Origin of the sequence: Micromonospora humidisoli (genome assembly GCF_016900955.1) — a bacterium.
In the GTDB taxonomy this organism is placed as follows: Bacteria; Actinomycetota; Actinomycetes; order Mycobacteriales; family Micromonosporaceae; genus Micromonospora; species Micromonospora wenchangensis.
In genome coordinates this window covers 214,373-233,002 of the sequence record NZ_JAFEUO010000005.1, presented here as the reverse complement: position 1 = coordinate 233,002, position 18,630 = coordinate 214,373, and the positions used below count along the sequence as shown (strand labels likewise).

The window sequence follows — 18,630 nt, the reverse complement described above, 5'->3', positions numbered from 1 at the left end:
GGGATGCTGGACCCGTGCAGATCAGCATCCTCGGCCCGCTCACTGTCGACGGCCGGCCGATCCGGGGCGAACGGCTCGCCGCCGTGATCCGCACGCTGGTCGACGCGCGGGGCCGGGCGGTCTCCACCCCGCTGCTGGTGGACGCGGTGTGGGACGGCACGCCGCCGGACGACGCGACCGGCGCGGTGCAGGCCCTGGTCTCCCGGGTCCGCCGGCTCGGGCTCCCGGTGCTCGCCGTGCCGGGTGGCTACCGATTGCCCGCCGAGCAGGTCACCGTCGACGCGGTCGCGGCCCGGTCGTTGCTGGAGCGGGGCCGGGCCGCTCTGCGCGACGGTGCCGGCCCGGCCGCCCGGGACGCCGCCGAGGCGGCCCGGGCGCTGTTCCCCGAGGTGCCGCAGTGGGACACCGGGGAGACCAGCCGGCTGTTCGCCGACGTGGTCGCGTTACGCGCCGAGGCGGCGCTGACCGGCCCCGGCCCGTACGACGACGGCGACCTGCGGCGGCTGGTGGCGCGGATCCCGCCGGACGAGCCGTCGGCCGCCCTGCTGGTCCGGATGCTCGCCGCCCAGAGGCGCGACGCCGAGGCCCTGGAGGTGCTCGCGCGGTTGCGCACCGAGCTGGCCGACCGCTACGGCACCGACCCGTCGCCGGTGATCAGCGAGGTCCACCTGGCGTTGCTGCGGGGTGAACTGAGCCCCCCGGCCGCCCCGGCGTCGCCGGCCCGGACGGCCCTGCCGGCGGCATGGCGGCGGTCGGTGACCGCGCTCGTCGGCCGGGAGCACGACGTCGAGGCGGTGCAGGCGGCGCTCACCGAGGCGGCCCTGGTGACCGTCGTGGCCACCGGCGGCGCGGGCAAGACCCGGCTCGCCGCCGAGGTGGTACGCCGGGCGGTGGCGACCGGACGACCGGCCCGGGTGATCGAACTGGCCGGCCTGCGGGCCGCCGAGGAGGTGCTGCCCGCCGTCCTGGCGACCCTTGGCGGGGCGGACACCACGACGGCCGGCGGCACCCTGGGCCTCGACCGCCGGGTGCTCACCCCGCAGGAGCGGCTGCGTGCCCTGGCGCCGGATCTCGACGGCCTGGTGGTGCTGGACAACTGTGAACACCTGCTGGACCCGGTGGCGGCGGTCGTCGCGGACCTGCTCGCGGTGAGCCCACCGGAGGTGGCCGTGCTGGCGACCAGCCGGGCGCCGCTGGGCCTGGCCGGGGAGCGGGTCCACCGGTTGACCGTGCTGCCCGACGCCGACGCGGTGGCGCTTGTCGAGTCCCGGGCCCGCGCCGGGGGTGCGGTGCCCACCTGGGACACCGACCGGGCGTTGGCGCTGTGCCACCGGCTGGACAACCTGCCGCTGGCCCTCGAACTGGCCGCCGCCCGGCTGCGGCACATGCCGATCGACGACGTGCTCGCCGGGCTGACCGACCGGTTCGCGCTGCTCGACGCCGCGCTGCGCGGCCTGCCGGAGCGGCACGCGAGCCTGTGGGCGATGGTCGACTGGAGCCGGGAACTGCTCGCCCCCGCCGACCGGGACCTGCTCCAGCGGGTCGCGGTGGTTCCCGCCCCGTTCACCGCCGACCTCGCCGCCGCCGTCGCCGGCCTCCCCGACGTCCGGCGTGGGCTGGCGCGGCTGGTCGAACAGTCCCTGCTGACCCTCGTCGAGAGCGACGGCCCACCCCGCTACCGGATGCTGGAGACCGTCCGCGAGTACGGCGAGGCCCGGCTCGACGCCGCCGGTGACCGTGCCCCGGCCATGGCCGGCCTGGTCGGCTGGGCCCGGCGGCAGGCGGTCGGGCTGCTCGACCGGTTCATCGGTACCGACCAGCTCGACGCGTTCGACCGGTGCGCCGCCGAGCAGGACAATCTCGTCGCCGGCCTGCGGTGGGCGGCCGGGCACGACGACGAACCGGCGGTGGTGGACATCGCCACCCCGCTGTTCCACCTGTGGGCGGTGCGGGGCCTGCACCTGGAGGTCTCCGGCTGGTCCCGGGGCCTGCTGCACCTCGACGCCCCCGAGCGGCGACGCGGCTCGGCGATCGTCTCCGGCCGGGCCAGCGGCCGGTCGTTGCCCGACGCCGACCGGCTGGCCTGGATGTGCCTGCTGGTGGTGGTCAACGCCGGCATCACCGGCCCGCTGCGGCTCGCCGTGCTCGCCCGCCGGGCGCTGCGCCGGCTGCTGGCCGAGCGGCCCCGGGAGGTCTCCTCCCGGCACGCGGTGCTCGCCTCGGTGCTGCCGGCGTTCGACCAGCTCGACCCGGAGCAGGCGCTGCCGGGCACCACCACCCTGATCGAGCATCCCGACCCGTACGTGCAGGGCTTCGGCCTGTTCGCCCGCGCGGCGATCGGGGACAGCGGGGGTCTGCCGACGGCCTCGGTGGCCGACGCCGAGCAGGCGTACCGCCGGTTCGAGACGGCCGGCGACCACTGGGGGATGGCGATGGCGGCGCAGGTCGTCGGGCACGGCCTGACCCCCACCGACGGCGGGTCCACCGAGTGGCTGGCGCGCGGCGTGCACCACATGGAACTGATCGGCGCCACCCAGGACGTCCGCGCCGCCCGGGTGGTGCTGGATGTGCAGCTCGCGCTGCGCGGTGACCCGGCGGCCGAGCGGCGGTTGGTCGAGACGGCGACCCCCGGCCGGGGGGAGGAGGTGGAGACCGCGCAGGCGGGCCTGGGGTTGGCCCGCCTCGCCTGGCAGCGCGGGCGGCACGCCGAGGCGCTCGACCACGCCGACGCGGTGGTCCGCTCGCTGGCCGGCTGGACCGGCCCGCCGCCGCAGCCCCGGGTGGTGCTGCGGGTCGCGGTGGCGGTGCTGCGCCTGCGGATCGCCGAGGTGTGGCCGGCCGCCCGGCGCGACGTCGAGCTGCGCGCCACCGAGCTGCTGGCCACCGCCGGCGCGGAGGCGCTGTCGTCGCGGGACCTGCCGGTGATCGGGACCTGGGCGTTGGGCGGTGCCGAACTCGCCGCCTGGCGCGACGACGTCGGGACCGCCCGGGAGCTGTTCGCGCTCGGCACCCGGCTGGGCAGCAACTCGGCGGCGTTCTTCCCGTCGGGCATCGGGGAACGGCTCACCGCCGCCCTCGGTGACGAGGCGCGGCGGGAGCCGTTGCTGGCCGGGTGGCGGGCGCGGCCGGCCCCCGCGGCCGCCGCCCGCATCGACGAGCTGATGGACGACCTGCTCGGCCGGATCAGACCCGCCGACGGTACGCGCGCAGCGCCAGTGGCATGAACACCGCCACGAAGCCGGCGCACCACAGCAGCGTCCACCACACGTGGTTGCCGACCGGGGTGCCGAGGAACAGTCCGCGCATCGCCGTCACCAGGTGGGTCAGCGGGTTGACCGTCACCACCGCCTGCATCCAGCCGGGCAGGGTGCCGGCGTCGACGAACACGTTGGACGCGAAGCTCAACGGCATGATCAGCGCGAACATCACCCCCTGCACCGCGCCCGGCGTGCGGACCTTCATCCCGACGTAGACCGGCAGCCAGCTCAGGCAGAGCGCGAACAGCACCGCGAGCAGGCACCCGGCGAGGGCCCGCACCGGGCCGGACTCGACCCGGAAGCCGAGCAGGTAGCCGATCCCCAGGGTCGAGACGGTCACGATCACGTACCGCACCACGTCGCCGAACACCGCGCCGACCAGCGGTGCGGACCGGGGGACGGGCAGCGACCGGAACCGGTCGAAGATGCCCTTGGCGATGTCGGTGTTGAGGTTGACGCCGATCGCGATGCACCCGGTGGCGATGGTCTGCGCCAGGATGCCCGGCAGCAGGTACTGGAGGTAGTCGTGGGTGGAGCCGGCGACCGCGCCGCCGAAGACGTACACGAAGATGACCAGGAACAGCACCGGTTGCAGGGTGACGTCGATCAACGCCTCCGGGGTGCGCCAGGTCTTGATCAGGCTGCGTTTGGCCAACGCCAGCGAGTGCCGCAGCAGGCGCAGCGGCCGGGGGTGCGCCACGACGGTGGACAGCGTCGGCCCGGTGCGCGGCGGGGTGCCGGTCAGGGTGCTCATGCGGCGACCTCCGTACGGGTGGTGTCGTCGTCGGCCGCGGTACGGCCGGTGAGGGTGAAGAAGACCTCGTCGAGGCTGGGCAGGTGCAGCGAGAGTTCGGTGACCGCGATGCCGGCGGCGGCCAGCCGGGCGACGCTCGCGGTCAGCGCGGAGTCGTCGGTGACCGGCACCGCGAGCACACCCCTGCGGATCTCGTCGGCGGGTGCGCCGGAGCCCACCGCGGACAGGATCGCCGCCGTCGGGGCCAGCTGTGCCGGGTCGGTCGGGCGCACCTCCAGGGTCTGCCCGCCGACGACCCGCTTGAGCCCGTCCGGGGTGTCGTGGGCGATGACCCGGCCGTGGTCGATCACCGTGATCGCGTCGGCCAGCGCGTCGGCCTCCTCCAGGTACTGCGTGGTGAGCAGCACGGTCGCCCCGTTGGCCACCAGCGACCGGACCACGTCCCACATGTCCTCGCGCTTGGCCGGGTCGAGGCCGGTCGTCGGCTCGTCCAGGAAGATCACCTCCGGTGAGCCGACCAGGCTGGCGGCCAGGTCCAGCCGGCGGCGCATCCCACCGGAGTAGGTCTTGGCCGGCCGGTTCGCGGCGGCGGTCAGGTCGAACCAGTCGAGCAGTTCGGCGGCCCGCCGCCGCGCGCCGGCCCGGCCGAGTTCCAGCAGCGTCCCGAACAGTTCCAGGTTCTGCCGCCCGGTCAGGTCCTCGTCGACCGAGGCGTACTGGCCGGTGAGGCCGATGGACTGCCGGACCCGCTCGGCCTGGCGTACCACGTCGAGGCCGTTGATCCGGGCGGTGCCGGCGTCCGGGGTCAGCAGCGTGGACAGGATGCGCACGGCGGTGGTCTTGCCGGCCCCGTTGGGGCCGAGCACCCCGAGCACGGTGCCCCGGGGCACGGCGAGGTCCACCCCCTGCAACGCCCGGGTGCGGCCGAAGGACTTGACCAGGCCCTCGGCCTCGATCATCAGTTCAGCTGTCATGCCGTGCAGCGTGCGCCGGCCGGCTGACACCGCGCCGACATGCCACCGACACGCCGCTGACGCCCCCGCCCGGGGGTCAGCAGCGGACGGGTCAGGGCCGGCGGGGAGCATCCGGCCCGGCGACCGCGACCGGGTGCGGGCGCTGTTATCGTCGGCGGCCGGGCGGCGACTGGGCGGCCCCCACGCATCGAACAGGTGGTCGCCGTGCCCCGGGCCCGTACCCTCGTCCCGCCGGTGCTGCTGGGTCTCGTCGTCGCGGCGCTGGTGCTGTCCGGCATTCGGCCGTACGACCGGCTGACCTGGCTGCTGGAGACGGTCTGGGTGCTCGTCGGCGTGCCGGTGGTGCTGCTGGTGTGGCGGCGGTTCCCGCTGACCACCCTGCTGTGCTGCCTGCTGGCGGCGCACGCGCTGGTCCTCGTCGTCGGCGGCCACTGGACGTACGCGCGGGTCCCGCTGGGCGACTGGGTACGCGACGCGCTCGACCTCTCCCGCAACCCGTACGACCGGCTCGGGCACTTCGTGCAGGGCTTCGTCCCGGCGATCCTGGTCCGCGAGATCCTCGTCCGCCGGTCCCCGCTGCGCGGCAGCCGGTGGCTCGCCCCGCTGGTGGTCTGCGCCTGCCTGGCCTTCAGCGCCTTCTTCGAGATGATCGAGTGGTGGTCCTCGGTGGCCGGTGGCGCCGCCGCCGACGACTTCCTCGGCACCCAGGGCGACGTCTGGGACACCCAGTGGGACATGTTCCTCGCGCTGGTCGGGGCGGTCACCTCGCTGGCCCTGCTCAGCCGGTGGCACGACCGCCAGCTACCGGCCGCCACCCCCGCCCGCCCGGCTCCCGCCGTCCCGGTGGGCTGACCGGCCCGGTCCGTCGCCGCTCCGGCTCGACTGCCCGCCGGTCGCCCACCGCCACACCCGGTCGGGCGCCGGACCGGTGGTCGCCGGCCGGCCGGGTCGGCAGGTCACGGTCGGTCGGCCCAGGTGTCGAGGACCGTGGCGACGTCCAGCGGCTCGGCCGGGTCCGGCGCGGGTCGGGGCGGCGGCGCGGGGGTCCGGGCGAACCGGGGCGCAGGGGCCGGCTGCACCGCGCCGTCCACCTCGACGAACGTCCCCCGGGCGGCGTTGTGCGGATGGCGGTGCGCCTCGGTGGGGGCGAGCACCGGCGCGACACAGGCGTCGCGGTCGGCGAAGACAGCCGTCCACTCGTCGCGGGTGCGCTCGGCGAACCGGGCGGTGAACCGCCGCCGCAGCTCCGGCCAGCCGGCCGGGTCGTACTGGGCGGGCAGCGTCGGGTCGTCGGCCAGGCCGAGCCCGGTCAGCAGCGCGGTGTAGAAGGCCGGTTCCAGCGCGCCCACCGCCACGAACCGGTCGTCGGCGGTGCGGTAGGTGTCGTAGAACGGTGCCCCGCCGTCGAGCAGGTTGCCGCCCCGGGGCGCGGTCCACCGGCCCGCGCCGAGCATCCCGTGCAGGAACGCGGTGAGCAGCGCCGACCCGTCGACCATCGCGGCGTCGACCACCTGCCCGAGGCCGGAGCGTTCCCGTTCCAGCAGCGCGGCCAGCACCCCGGTCGCGAGCAGCATCCCACCCCCGGCGAAGTCGCCGAGCAGGTTCAGCGGGGCGTGCGGGCGGTGGCCGGGGCGGCCCAGCGGCTCCAGCGCGCCGGCCAGCGCGATGTAGTCGATGTCGTGCCCGGCGCGGGCGGCCAGCGGGCCGTCCTGCCCCCAGCCGGTCATCCGGGCGTACACCAGGCGGGGGTTGCGGTCCCGGCAGGTCCGCGGCCCGAAACCGAGCCGCTCGGCCACCCCCGGCCGGTACGCCTCGACCAGCACGTCGGCCCGGTCGACCAGGCGCAGCAGGTCGGCCACCCCGGCGGGGGTCTTCAGGTCCAGCGTGGTGACCCGCCGCCCCCGGTGCAGCGGGCCGGTCGCCGGGACACTGAGCCGTCCCGGGCCGACGCCGCCCGGCCGGTCGACGCGCACCACGTCCGCGCCGAGGTCGGCCAGCACCATGCAGCCGAACGGGGCCGGGGCCAGGCTGGCCAGCTCCACGACCCGTACCCCGGCGAGCGGTCCGCCGGTGGGCGCGTCGGGGTCACAGGGCACGGGCGATCAGCTCCTTCATGATCTCGTTGGTGCCGCCGTAGATCTTCTGCACCCGGGCGTCGGCGTACATCCGGGCGATCGGGTACTCGGTGGTGTAGCCGTAGCCGCCGAACAGTTGCAGACACCTGTCGACGACCTCGCACTGTCCCTCGGTGAGCCAGGCCTTCGCCATCGCCGCGGTGGCCACGTCCAGCTCGCCACGGTCGTGCCGGCCGATGCAGTCGTCGAGGAACACCCGGCTGACCCGGGTCCGGGTGGCGCACTCGGCGAGCACCATCCGGGTGTTCTGGTGGCCGATCAGCGGTTTGCCGAAGGCGGTGCGTTCCTTGACGTACGCGGTGGTCAGCTCGACGGCCCGCTGCATCGCCGCCACCGCGCCGATGCCGATGACCAGGCGTTCCTGGGGGAGCTGCCGCATCATCTGGCCGAACCCGAGCCCTTCGGCCCCGCCGAGCAGGTTCGCCGCCGGCACCCGCAGCCCGTCGAAGAACAGCTCGGCGGTGTCGTTGCCGTGCAGCCCGATCTTGGACAACAGCCGGCCCCGCCGGAATCCCTCGGGCTCTGCGTCGACCTCGCAGACCAGCAGGGAGATGCCGGCGGCGCCCTGCGTCGGGTCGGTCTTGACGGCCAGGATGACCAGGTCGGCGAGGCCGCCGTTGCTGATGAACGTCTTGGCCCCGGTGACCAGGTAGTCGTCGCCGTCGCGCACGGCCCGGGTCCGCATCGCCTGTAGATCGGAGCCGCCGTCGGGTTCGGTCATCGCGATCGCCCCGACGAGTTCCCCCCGGCACAGGCCGGGCAGCCAGCGCCGTTTCTGCTCGGCGCTGCCGTAGGCGACCAGGTAGCCGGTGACGATGCCGCTGTGCACGGCCAGCCCGAGGGTGCTCTCCCCGACGTGCGTCTGCTCGTGCAGCAGGACGGCCTCGTGGGTGAAGCCGCCGCCGCCCCCGCCGTACTCCTCGGGCACGGACAGGCCGAGCAGGCCCAGCTCGCCGGCGCGCCGGTAGTGGTCACGGTCGGGGTGGCCCTGCGCCAGCAGCCGTTCGGTGTGCGGCAGCACCTCCCGGGTGAAGAAGTCCCGGGCGAGGTCGGCGAGGTCGTCGTGTTCGGGCGCGCGCCACGGCGGGGTGTAGGTGTCGAGTCCAGGCGTCGGCATGGTTCCACCCTCACGCCCTGTTGGCGACGTGTCAACAATCCTTGATCATCGTCCGTCGTCGGCCCGGTCGCCGCCGGTCGCCGCCCGGGTGACGGGCCCGGCCCGCCGACCCGGGACACGCCGCGCCGACCTGCCGATAGGGTTCGGCGGATGAGCGTTGACACCGACCCCCGGCGACGACGGCTGGAGCCTGACGCCAGGCGGGGACAGATCCTCGCCTGCGCGGTACGGCTGTTCGGCGCGCGCCCGTACGCGGACGTGTCGACCACCGACGTCGCCCGCGAGGCCGGGGTGGCCCGGGGCCTGATCAACCACTACTTCGGCACCAAGAAGCAGCTCTACCTGGAGGTCGTCCGGGTGATGGTGACGGTGCCCGGGGTCGCCGTCGAACGGCTGCCCGACGGCGACCTGCGCACCCGGGTCGACGCCAGCGTCACCTGGTTCCTCGACGTGGTCTCCCGGCACCGGGACTCCTGGCTGGCCGCCGTGACCGCCGGCGACATGGGCCACGACGCCGACGTCGCCCGGGTGCTCACCGAGGCCGAGGAGGTCGCCGCGGACAGCGTGCTCGTCGCGGTGGGGCTGGCCGACGCCACGACCTGCCGGGCCGAGCTGCGCGGCATGATCCGGGCGTACGGCGGGCTGGCCATCTCGACCGCCAGGGAGTGGCTCCAGCGGGGCGCGCTGGACCGTGACCAGGTGCACCTGCTGTTGACCGCCACCCTGCTGACCATCGTGGAGCAGGTCTATCCGGCGATCGTCGGCTCGGCGCGGGCGGCTCAGGCCGGCGGGACCGGCTCGGGTCGTCGCACCGCCATCGGCACGGTGTCGAGCCGGGCCCAGTCCTGACTGATCGCGGCGGCGGTGCGCAGCAGGCGGGGCAGGTGGTCGTCGGTGAGCCGCTCCAGTGAGGTCTCGGCGGCGTGCACGGTGACGTTGAGCGCGGCCACCACCCGGCCGTCGCCGTCGCGTACCCCGGTGGCGACCGACCGGATGCCGGCAGCCAGGTCCTGGTCGGCCAGGGCCCAGCCGCGCGCCCGCACCTCACGCAGTTCCCGGTCCAGCTCGTCGCGGTCGGGCTGCCAGCGGGCGGCGATGCCGGAGCGGCTCGGCACGGCCAGCACGGCGGTGAGTTCCGCCGGGGTGAGGGCGGCCAGCAGCACCTTGCCCATCGAGGTGGCCACGGCCGGGAACCGGGTGCCGATGGTCACCGCGAGTGTGACGATCTTGGGCACCGCCACCCGGGACACGTAGACGATGTCGCTGCCGTCGAGCTGGGCCAGTGAGGTCGACTCGTCGGTCTCGGTCACCAGCTGCCGCATGTGCGGGCGGGCGACGTCCCAGATGCTCAGCGAGTTGACGTACGCCACGCCCAGCTCCAGCACCCGGGGGGTGAGCGCGAAGCCCCGGTCGGCGGCCCGCACGTAGCCCAGTTCCTCCAGGGTGAGCAGGATGCGGCGGACGGTGGGGCGGGCCAGCCCGGTCACCGCGGCGATCTCGCTGAGCGTCATCGTCGGCTGGCCCGGCCGGAAGCAGCGCAGCACGTCGAGGCCGCGCGCCAGCGCCTCGATGAAGTCGGTTCCGGTCTCGCGCCCCATGGAGTCCCTTCGCTGGCTGCCCCGCACCCGGCGGGCGGTCACCCGCCGGGTGCGTCGGATGGCTAATGTTTCCACTGTGCCGAGCCGGCGTCCCACTCGGTGTAGGTGTAGGGGTTGTCCAGCACCGCCGTCTCGGGGACGTCCGGGTTCATCCCCTTCTCCCAGGCGTCGACGCCCATGGCGTCGGTGAGGTGCTCGACGGTGCGTTCCACGGCGGCGCGGGCGGCGGCGAGGTCGACGTCGACCAGCCGGTGCTCGTGCTTGACCACCCGACCGTCGACCAGCACGGTGTGCACGTCGCCGCGTTGGGCCTGGAACACCACGTGGCCGTACGGGTGCAGGATCGGGAACATCACCGGCGACCGGTCGTTCTTGATCAGCACCACGTCCGCCCGGCGGCCCGGGGTGAGGGCGCCGACGAGGTGGTCGAGGCCGAGCGCCCGGCTACCGCCCCGGGTGGCCCACTCCACCACCTGCTCGGCACGCAGGTGACAGTGGGTGACGGTCTCCTGTCGACCGTGCGCCTCGAGGTGTTCCCGGGAGCGGTCGGCGCTGAGCGTGGCGCGCATCGCGGAGAACAGGTCGCCGCTCCACCAGACGCTGGTGTCCATGGACAGCGAGACCGGGATGTCGTGGTGGCGCAGCTGCCAGGTGGGCGGGTAGCCCTGGCCGGCGCTCTGCTCGCTCTCGGTGGACACCGAGACCGAGCCGCCGGTGGCCGCGATCCGGTGGTACGAGTCGCGGTTGAGGGTGGCGGCGTGCACGTAGACGGTCGACTCGGTCATGAACCCGTGCTCGTGCATGAGCCGGATGCCGTCGTCGTTGGTGGCCCCCCATACCCCGGCGTGGGTGGTGACCGGCACGCCGAGGTCCCGGGCGACCTCGAAGGCGGCCCGCTCGGGGAAGGCCGGGTCGCCGGTGACGTCGAAGGCCATCTGGAAGCCGAGCCGGTCGCCCCGGCCGTGGATGCGGCGGGTGACGAAGTCGCGGAACTCGGGGGTGGTGGCCCACTGCCACGGCCCCTGTTGCAGGTTGCCGTAGGCGAGCACGAACCGGCCCGGCACCGCCTCCAGGGCGTCGACGGCGGCGTCGGCGTGCTGCGGGGTCTGCAGGCCGTGTGACCAGTCCACGGTGGTGGTGACCCCGGCGTCGATCGCTTCGATGGCGGCGAGCAGGTTGCCGGCGTGGACGTCCTCGGGGCGGAACAGCTTGCCGGATTCCAGGTAGTACCAGACGAAGTACTGGGTCAGTGTCCAGTCGGCGCCGTAGCCGCGCATCGCGGTCTGCCACATGTGCCGGTGGGTGTCGATCATGCCGGGCATGACGATGCCGCCGGCCGCGTCGATCTCCCAGGTGCCCTCGGGCACGGCCAGTTCCGGGCCGACGGCGGCGATCCGGTCGTCGATCACCAGCACGTCGGCGCGGGGGAGCACCGTGCGGGCGTCGTCCATGGTCAGCACCAGGCCGTTGCGGAACACCACCGGCTGGCCCGCCGCCGGTGTCCGCCCCTCGTTCGCGCTCATCGCCGCCACTTCCGTTCGGGGTGCTTGCGGACGCTTGTCCGCTGTACGGTCAGTTCAGGTTTCGCCAGTGTGTTACCGGTCACCGGCCATGTCAAGGGCACGTTACCGTCGCATGTCTGGTCGTTTACCAGGGCGTAGAGCTGGGAGTTTCCCGAGAATTCCTTCGGGGTGGTTGACGTCCCCCGGGCTCGTCGGGAAACTGGCTCAGCGGACATTCGTCCGCCTGGCGGTCAACGTGAGGGGTGGGGTATGGCAGAGGAGACACCGGGCCGGACCGGTCCGCTGCACGGCGTCGTGGTGGCCGACTTCTCCCGCATCCTCGCCGGGCCGTACGCCACCATGCTGCTGGCCGACCTCGGCGCCGAGGTGATCAAGGTGGAGGGGCCCGGCGGCGACGACACCCGCACCTGGATGCCCCCGGTCCGCGACGACGTCTCCACCTACTACCTCGGCATCAACCGCAACAAACGGTCCATCGCGCTCGACCTCAAGGACCCCGACGACCTGGCCGTGGCGCACAAGCTGGCCGCCCGCGCCGACGTGCTGATCGAGAACTTCAAGCCCGGCGGGCTGCGCCGCTTCGCCCTGGACTACGACACCGTGGCCGCCGGCAACCCGCGGGTGGTCTACGCCTCGATCAGCGGCTTCGGCACCGGCGCGGGCGCGGCCTACCCGGGTTACGACCTGATGGTGCAGGCGATCTCCGGACTGATGAGCCTCACCGGTGACCCGGACGGCCCGCCCTACCGGGCCGGCATCTCCGTGTTCGACGTGATGGCCGGGCTGCACGCGTCGATCGGCATCCTCGCCGCCCTGCACCACCGGCACGACTCCGGGCGCGGCCAGCACGTCGAGGTCAACCTGCTCTCCTCGGCGCTGTCCGGCCTGGTCAACCACAGCAGCGGCTACGTCGCGGGCGGAGTGGTGCCCTTCCGGATGGGCAACGCCCACCCCAGCCTCTTCCCGTACGAGCCGCTGCCGGTCGCCGACGGCGAGCTGATCGTCATCGCCGGCAACGACGGGCAGTTCCGCCGGCTCTGCCAGGTGCTCGACCTGCCGGAGCTGGTCGACGACCCCCGGTTCACCCGCAACCAGGACCGCACCGCCAACCGGGAGGAGCTGCGCCCGCTGCTGGTCGAACGGCTGCGCCGGCGCACCCGCGACGAGTGGTTCACCGACCTGATGGCCGCCGGGGTGCCCTGCGCCCCGATCAACACCATCGACGGCGGGGTCGCCCTCGCCGAACGCCTCGGGCTGGACCCGGTGGTCACCGTCGGCGAGGGCGCCGCCGCGGTGCCCGGCATCCGGCACCCGATCACCCTTTCGGACACCCCCGCGCGGTACGGCACCCCGCCGCCCGCGCTCGACGAACACGGCGAGGAGATCCGCGCGTGGCTGACCGGCAGCTAGACTTCCCGACCTCGATCGGCACCTCCGACCCGACCACCATCCGGCTGCTCGGTCAGGACCTGGCCGGCGACCTGATGGGCCGGGTGGGCTTCGGTGAACTGGCCTTCTGGTTGGTCGCCGGGCGTCGCCCCGGCCCCGGCGAGGTACGCGTCTTCGAGACCGTCCTGGTGGCCCTGGCCGACCACGGCTTCACCCCCACCGCGATCGCCGCCCGGCTGACGTACCTCAGCGCGCCGGAGGCGTTGCAGGGCGCGATCGCCGCCGGCCTGCTCGGCGGCGGCTCCCGCTTCCTCGGCGTCACCGAGGACTGCGGCAGGTTCCTCGCCGACACCCTCGCCGGTCTCACCGACCCGCCCACCGACGACGCCGGCTGGGACGCCGTCGCCCTGGACGCGGTGCGCGCCGCCCGCGCCGCCAGGCGTCTGGTGCCGGGGCTCGGCCATCCGGTGCACAAGGAGACCGACCCGCGCACCCCGGTGCTGATCGCGATCGCTGAGCAGGAGGGGCTGCGCGGGCCGCACCTGCGGCTGTTCGAGGCGATCGGCCGGGTCCACCCGCAGGTGCTCGGCCGCACCCTGCCGCTCAACGGCGCGGGGGTGTGCGGCGCGGCCCTGGCCGACCTCGGCCTGCCGATCGACCTGCTACGCGGCTTCGCCCTGCTGGCCCGCACCGCCGGTCTGCTCGGCCACCTCGCCGAGGAGCGCCGCCGCCCGCTCGGCATGGACATCTACCACACCGTCGACCGCAACGCCCGGTACGTGCCGGACGACGCCGACTGATCCCCCCACCACCTTTACCGTCTGCGAGAGGAGCGGCCATGGCCCAGGTCGTCGCGGTCATCGCCTCCACCCACCACCCGTTCTACTACCGCGCCACCACCGCCACCGGCGAGGACCGGCCCCCGTTCGCCGATGAGTGGGCCCGCAAGATCCTCGCCTTCCGGGAGACCCTCACCCGGGCCAGGCCGGACGTGCTGGTGATGGTCGGCTCCGACCACTTCCACCAGCTCTGGCTGGACAACATGCCGCAGTTCCTGGTCGGCAAGGCCCCGTTCTACGACGCCAACTGGTACAACGAGGAACGCGAGTTCGGGCTGCCCAAGATGCTGCTGCGCGGCCAGGAGGACCTGTCGGCCCACGTGCTGCGCGCCGGCCTGGACGCCGGGTTCGACCTGGCCTTCAGCAACGAGCTACGGATCGACCACAGCATCACCTGCCCGATCATCACGCTGCGGCCCGAGGCGGACCTGCCGATCGTGCCGATCTACACCAACATCTTCGCCCCGCCGCTGCCGCAGCCGAAACGGTTCGTGCAGCTCGGCGCGGCCATCCGGGAGATCGTCGAGAGCTGGCCCAGCCACCTGCGGGTGGCCGTCATCGGCACCGGCCACCTGTCGCTGGAGCTGGGCGGGCCGCGCCAGTTCGGCCCGCAGGGCCCGGACCCGGAGTTCGACCGCCGGGCGGTGGAGTGGATCGCCAACGGCGACCTCGACGGCTGCCTGTCCGAGGTGACCCTGGACAGCCTGCACGCCCCCGGCAACGCCACCCACGGCTTCATGGACTTCATGCTGATGATGGGGGTGGCCGGCGCGGGCGCCAAGGCCGACCACGTGGACACCCTGGACCTGTTCCACACCATGGAGGCGTACTTCACCTGGTACCCGAACGGAGCGCCGGCATGAGCCGCTACCTGGTCGACAAGTTCCTCTACACCGTCGACCGCGACCCGGAGCTGGTCGAGCGCTACCGCACCGACCCGCACGCGACGGTGACCTGGTGGGAGGCCGAACGGGCCAACGCCGTCCTCAACTGCCACGCCGGTGAGGCGAGCACCTGGCTGCGCTTCACCGACGAGGAACGCGACGCGCTGGCCAGCCACGACCACGTGAGGCTCTTCGCCCTCGGTGCGCACCCCTTCCTCACCCTGACCCTGTTCATCGCCATGTTCGAACGGGACCACCCCGAGCCGATGGCCTACCAGAAGCAGTACGGCCTGCGGCTGGCCCACTTCTCGCTGCCCTACCCCGACATCGCCACCTGACGCCAGCCGGGGCGCCTCCGCGCGACACCGGTCGTCACCGGCGGGCGGGGCGTGGACGTCGGGCGGGTGCCGGGTCCGGGGCGGTCCGGGACGCGCCGAGCCGGACGCCCACCACGAGGGCGGCAGTCGCGCCGACGACGAGCGGTAGCCGGACCCCGGTCAGCGACAGGGTCTCCCGGAACGCCGTGGCCCCGACGAGCACCCCGGTGACCGGTTCGGTCAGGGCCAACGCGACAAGTGGCGCAGCGAGCCGCCCGTGCTGGAACGCGGCCTGGTTCACCTGCACGCCGAGCAGGGCGACCACCACCAGCGCCCACGACCTCGGGTCGAGGGCCAGCGCGAGCGGGTCGCCGTGCCAGCGGGCGGCCACCGCCTTGAGCAGGGCGGCGCTCACCCCGTAGAGGATCCCGGCGGCGATGCCGAGCAGGGTGCCCCGGGCCGCGTCGCCGGCCCGGCGGGCGGCGGACAGGCAGCCCGCGACGGTGGCGACGGTGCCGGCGGCCACCCACCACCAGGCCGACGCCCCCGGCTCGGTGACCCCGGCCCGGGGGTCGGCGGCGGCCAGGAAGGTGACCAGCCCGGTGGTGCCGACGAGGGTGGCGGTGAGGTCGCGGCGGTGCACCGGCCGCCGGTTCCAGCCGGCCTCGATCAGGATGGCCATGAACAGCCCGCTGGCCAGCAGCGGCTGCACCAGGGTCAGTGGGCCGTAGCGCAGGGCCACGGCGTGGGCGCACACCCCGACGACGTCGGGGACCCAGCCGAGCTGCCAGAGCCGGGTCCGCAGCAGCCGCGACAGCAGCCGCAGGTCCAGCGCCCGACGCCGCTGCTGCTGTTTGGCCGCCCGCTGGTGCAGCGTGGTGGACAGGGCGAACGCGAACGCCGCCACCAGCGCGGCCAGCACCGCGAGGGTCACGTCCCGTCCAGGTGGTCGCCGAGCGGGCCCACCGTCCACCCCCGCTGCCGGCACTCGTCGAGCAGGTGGGGGAGGGCGTCGAGGGCGGCCCGCCACGCGCCGGGCGCGGCCGTGCAGGAGGAGTCGTGCAGCAGCACGGTGCCGCCGCCACGCAGCCCGCGACGGAGTTCGGCCAGCACCGACCGGGCGTCGGCGGTACGGGTCCAGTCCCGTCCCCAGCACGTCCAGAGCACCGGCCGCAGACCCAGCCGGCGGGCGGCCAGCAGAGCCGGCCCGGTCGACACCCCGTACGGCGGGCGGTAGAACCGGGGGGTCTGCCCGGTGACGGCGACTGTCAGTTCGTGGGCGGCGGCGAGGTCCCGGCCGGTGGCCAGCGGCCCCCGCAGCAGCAGGTTGCGGTGTTCCCCGCCGTGCAGGGCCACCTCGTGCCCGGCGGCGACCAGCCGCCGTCCCAGCTCGGGGTGCCGGCGCAGCATCGAGCCGAGCAGGAAGAACGTCGCCCGTACCCGGTGGGCGGCCAGTACCTCCAGGAAGTGCGGGGTGGACCGCGGGTCGGGGCCGTCGTCGAAGGTCAACGCGACCCGGTCCGGCGGCCCCACCCCGTCGAGCCGGTGCAGCAGCCGTCCCCGCAGCGCCGGCAGCGCGGTGACCGCCGGCGCGCCGTGCAGGCCGACGGCGACCAGCCCCGCCGCCAGCAGGCCCGCCGTCCGCCGGCTCACCGGCGGCCCCGCGACGAGGCGAGCAGCGCCGCGACCACCGCCACGGCGTCGCCGAGGTGCCGCCGTGGCCGGTGGTACGCCCGGCGGTCGCCGGGTACGGCGGCCATCTCGGTGACCAGTGCCTCCACGTCGGCCGGGTCGGCGGACAGCGGGGCGGGCCGGTCCCGCCGGCCGCTGGTCTCGATCAGCGCCGGCCGCAACTGCTCCGCCGACGACGCGCGTCGGGTCAGGCCGGCCCGCGCGAGGATGCCGGCGTTGGCCCGCCCGTGGCCGGGCAGCGGCCGGTAGGTCACCACCGGCACCCCGGCGGAGAGCGCCTCCTGGCAGGTCAGGCCGCCCGCGTTCTCCACCACGACGTCCACCGCGCGCATCAGGGTCGGCATGTCGTCCACCCAGCCGAACACGTGCTCCCAGTCCCGGCGCAGCCGGTCGTAGAGCGGGGTGTTGCGCCCGCACACCACCACCGGTCGGGCCCAGCCGGTCGCGCCGACCTCCGCCACCGTGGTCTCGACGTCCCCGGCACCCCACGCCCCGGCGACGATCAACGCCAGCCGGTCCCGTTCGGGCAGCCCGAACCGGCGGCGGGCCTGTCGCCGGTCGGTGCGGTGCGCGCCGCCGAAGGCGGGTGACACCAACGGTCGCACCGTCGTGACCGGGGTGGCGTCGGCGTCCACCGGGGGCACCTCGGCGTGCCGCAGCGCGTAGTACCGGTCCACGCCGGGGCTCAGCCAGGTGGGGTGGAGCGCGAAGTCGGTGACGTAGCTGACCACCGGGACGGTGAGCCGGCCCTGCCGGCGCAGCGGTCCGAGGAGTTGGTTGGCGAAGGGGTAGGTGGTTACCACGGCGAGGGTGTCCGGTGGTACGGCCCGGCCCATCCGGCGTCGTACCGGTCGGAGCAGGCCGCGGATCAGCGCGACGGACAGCCGGGACCGGGCGGTCAGGGTGAACAGCGCGTCGTAGCCGCGGGGGAGTCGGCGCAGCATGTCGCGGTACGCCTCCCGCAACATCCAGCGCACCGGGCGCGGCAGCACGTCCAGCAGGTTCAGCCGGTCCACCGTGAAGCCGCGTTCCCGCAGCCGGCGGGTCAGCTCGCCGGCTGCGGTGTCGTGGCCGGCACCGACGTCCGCCGAGATCACGAGGACCCGCCCTCGGCACTCCATGCGGGCGCGGATACCCGTCGCGGGCCGGGACAGTCCCGGAAGACGGGCCGTACCCGGTGCCGAAAACAGGAAGACGTCTTTACTGTTAACAAACTTTAATTTACGGTGGAGGCAATCGTCACAGGTCGATCCGCGTACGGGTCGCAACCCCCGCCGTCCCCGCTGCCGGATGACCGCCCGCCCCGTCGAGGAGTCCCCCATGCGCCGCACGATCACCGTCCCCCTGGTGGCGACAGGTGCCGTCGTCACCTCCCTGGGCCTCGCCGCGCCCGCCCAGGCCCACGGCTACGTCTCCGCCCCACCCAGCCGCCAGGCCCTCTGCGCCCAGGGCAAGGTGCCCGACTGCGGTCAGATCCGCTACGAGCCGCAGAGCGTCGAAGGCGTCAAGGGGCTGCGCAGTTGCAGCGCCGGGATCACCCAGTTCGACGTCCTGAACGACGACAACCGGGGCTGGCCGGCCACCCCGGTCGGCAGCACCGTGACCTTCACCTGGGTGAACACCGCCCGGCACGCCACCAGCAACTGGGAGTACTTCATCGGCGGCACCCGGGTCGGCGTCGTCGACGGCGGCGGCCGGCAACCCGACGCCACCGTCTCGCACACCGTCAACCTCGGCGGCTTCACCGGCCGGCAGAAGATCCTGGCGGTCTGGAACATCGCCGACACCGCCAACGCCTTCTACTCCTGCGTGGACGTGCAGATCGGCGGGACCGGCCCCACCCCCACCCCGGGCCCGTCGCCGACCCGCACCCCGGGCCCCACGCCGACCCCGACCCGTACGCCTACCCCCACCCCCACCGCGCCGCCGACCGCCGGTGGCAGTTGGACGGCCGGCCGCAGCTACCAGGTCGGCGACGTGGTCACCTACCAGGCGGTGAGCTACCGGTGCCGGCAGGCGCACACCGCCCTGCCGGGCTGGGAGCCGCCGTACGTGCCCGCCCTGTGGACCCGGATCTGACCCGGCCGCCGACCATGCCGCCGCGTCGACCGGGCGTCGCGCCCCCACCCGCCGCCGGCCCCCGATCAGCCG

At 74.4% G+C, this 18,630-nt stretch carries 17 protein-coding genes; 8 read left to right on the top strand and 9 right to left on the bottom strand.

The features are described from left to right. The first annotated feature begins 14 nt into the window (after positions 1–14). Positions 15–3,224 carry an ATP-binding protein gene (locus tag JQN84_RS19780; protein ID WP_204959864.1) on the top strand — a complete coding sequence of 1,070 codons (3,210 nt, stop codon included), beginning with the start codon at positions 15–17 and terminating at the stop codon, positions 3,222–3,224. Here JQN84_RS19780 and JQN84_RS19775 read toward each other — a convergent pair. After that, positions 3,184–4,011, bottom strand: coding sequence for an ABC transporter permease (locus tag JQN84_RS19775; protein WP_204959863.1), 828 nt, complete (start codon positions 4,009–4,011; stop codon positions 3,184–3,186). The genes JQN84_RS19780 and JQN84_RS19775 overlap by 41 nt on opposite strands. Beyond that, on the bottom strand, positions 4,008–4,985 hold the full coding sequence (locus JQN84_RS19770; RefSeq protein ID WP_204959862.1) for an ATP-binding cassette domain-containing protein: 978 nt from the start codon (positions 4,983–4,985) through the stop codon (positions 4,008–4,010). The genes JQN84_RS19775 and JQN84_RS19770 overlap by 4 nt, the downstream gene beginning before the upstream one ends. A gap of 204 nt (positions 4,986–5,189) precedes the next feature. Here JQN84_RS19770 and JQN84_RS19765 point away from each other — a divergent pair, with 204 nt between their 5' ends. Further along, positions 5,190–5,837 (top strand): DUF2238 domain-containing protein, encoded by a 648-nt coding sequence (locus JQN84_RS19765; protein ID WP_204959861.1) that lies wholly within the window; start codon positions 5,190–5,192, stop codon positions 5,835–5,837. Positions 5,838–5,941: 104 nt separating this feature from the next. On the opposite strand, the gene JQN84_RS19760 is transcribed toward JQN84_RS19765, so the two are convergent. Continuing rightward, entirely contained in the window at positions 5,942–7,081 is a 1,140-nt protein-coding gene (locus tag JQN84_RS19760; RefSeq protein WP_204959860.1) for a CaiB/BaiF CoA transferase family protein, read from the bottom strand. Beyond that, the gene (locus JQN84_RS19755) at positions 7,071–8,237 is read right to left on the bottom strand and encodes an acyl-CoA dehydrogenase family protein (protein ID WP_204959859.1); all 1,167 of its coding nucleotides are present in this window, start codon (positions 8,235–8,237) and stop codon (positions 7,071–7,073) included. The genes JQN84_RS19760 and JQN84_RS19755 overlap by 11 nt, the downstream gene beginning before the upstream one ends. Before the next feature lie 150 nt (positions 8,238–8,387). On the opposite strand from JQN84_RS19755, the gene JQN84_RS19750 reads away from it, so the two are divergent. Then, positions 8,388–9,086: a TetR/AcrR family transcriptional regulator gene (locus JQN84_RS19750; RefSeq protein WP_204959858.1), complete on the top strand. Its 699-nt coding sequence runs from the start codon at positions 8,388–8,390 to the stop codon at positions 9,084–9,086. Here JQN84_RS19750 and JQN84_RS19745 read toward each other — a convergent pair. Beyond that, on the bottom strand, positions 9,017–9,835 hold the full coding sequence (locus JQN84_RS19745) for an IclR family transcriptional regulator domain-containing protein (RefSeq protein WP_204959857.1): 819 nt from the start codon (positions 9,833–9,835) through the stop codon (positions 9,017–9,019). The genes JQN84_RS19750 and JQN84_RS19745 overlap by 70 nt on opposite strands. Before the next feature lie 62 nt (positions 9,836–9,897). Beyond that, positions 9,898–11,358, bottom strand: a complete 1,461-nt coding sequence (locus JQN84_RS19740; protein ID WP_204959856.1) for an amidohydrolase family protein — start codon at positions 11,356–11,358, stop codon at positions 9,898–9,900. A gap of 249 nt (positions 11,359–11,607) precedes the next feature. On the opposite strand from JQN84_RS19740, the gene JQN84_RS19735 reads away from it, so the two are divergent. The 4 genes from JQN84_RS19735 to JQN84_RS19720 are packed head-to-tail and all read left to right on the top strand — an operon-like array spanning position 11,608 to position 14,808. Further along, positions 11,608–12,768 (top strand): CaiB/BaiF CoA transferase family protein, encoded by a 1,161-nt coding sequence (locus JQN84_RS19735; protein ID WP_204959855.1) that lies wholly within the window; start codon positions 11,608–11,610, stop codon positions 12,766–12,768. Then, a complete protein-coding gene (locus tag JQN84_RS19730) occupies positions 12,750–13,547 on the top strand; it encodes a citryl-CoA lyase (protein ID WP_204959854.1) in 798 nt (265 codons plus the stop codon). The genes JQN84_RS19735 and JQN84_RS19730 overlap by 19 nt, the downstream gene beginning before the upstream one ends. Positions 13,548–13,585: 38 nt before the next feature. Further along, on the top strand, positions 13,586–14,449 hold the full coding sequence (locus JQN84_RS19725) for a DODA-type extradiol aromatic ring-opening family dioxygenase (RefSeq protein ID WP_204959853.1): 864 nt from the start codon (positions 13,586–13,588) through the stop codon (positions 14,447–14,449). Beyond that, the gene (locus JQN84_RS19720) at positions 14,446–14,808 is read left to right on the top strand and encodes a hypothetical protein (protein WP_204959852.1); all 363 of its coding nucleotides are present in this window, start codon (positions 14,446–14,448) and stop codon (positions 14,806–14,808) included. Before JQN84_RS19725 ends, JQN84_RS19720 begins: the two co-directional genes overlap by 4 nt. Positions 14,809–14,842: 34 nt before the next feature. Here JQN84_RS19720 and JQN84_RS19715 read toward each other — a convergent pair whose 3' ends face one another. From JQN84_RS19715 to JQN84_RS19705, 3 genes are read right to left on the bottom strand one after another with little or no spacing between them, the layout of a single operon-like run. Then, positions 14,843–15,721 (bottom strand): DMT family transporter, encoded by an 879-nt coding sequence (locus JQN84_RS19715; RefSeq protein ID WP_204959851.1) that lies wholly within the window; start codon positions 15,719–15,721, stop codon positions 14,843–14,845. Next, a complete protein-coding gene (locus JQN84_RS19710) occupies positions 15,718–16,440 on the bottom strand; it encodes a polysaccharide deacetylase family protein (RefSeq protein WP_281897656.1) in 723 nt (240 codons plus the stop codon). The genes JQN84_RS19715 and JQN84_RS19710 overlap by 4 nt, the downstream gene beginning before the upstream one ends. Further along, positions 16,437–17,600 carry an MGDG synthase family glycosyltransferase gene (locus JQN84_RS19705; protein ID WP_204959850.1) on the bottom strand — a complete coding sequence of 388 codons (1,164 nt, stop codon included), beginning with the start codon at positions 17,598–17,600 and terminating at the stop codon, positions 16,437–16,439. The genes JQN84_RS19710 and JQN84_RS19705 overlap by 4 nt, the downstream gene beginning before the upstream one ends. Before the next feature lie 199 nt (positions 17,601–17,799). Between JQN84_RS19705 and JQN84_RS19700 the strand changes: the two genes are divergently transcribed. Beyond that, complete coding sequence (locus JQN84_RS19700; protein ID WP_204959849.1) at positions 17,800–18,558, top strand: lytic polysaccharide monooxygenase; 759 nt, start codon at positions 17,800–17,802, stop codon at positions 18,556–18,558. Positions 18,559–18,630 lie beyond the last annotated feature (72 nt).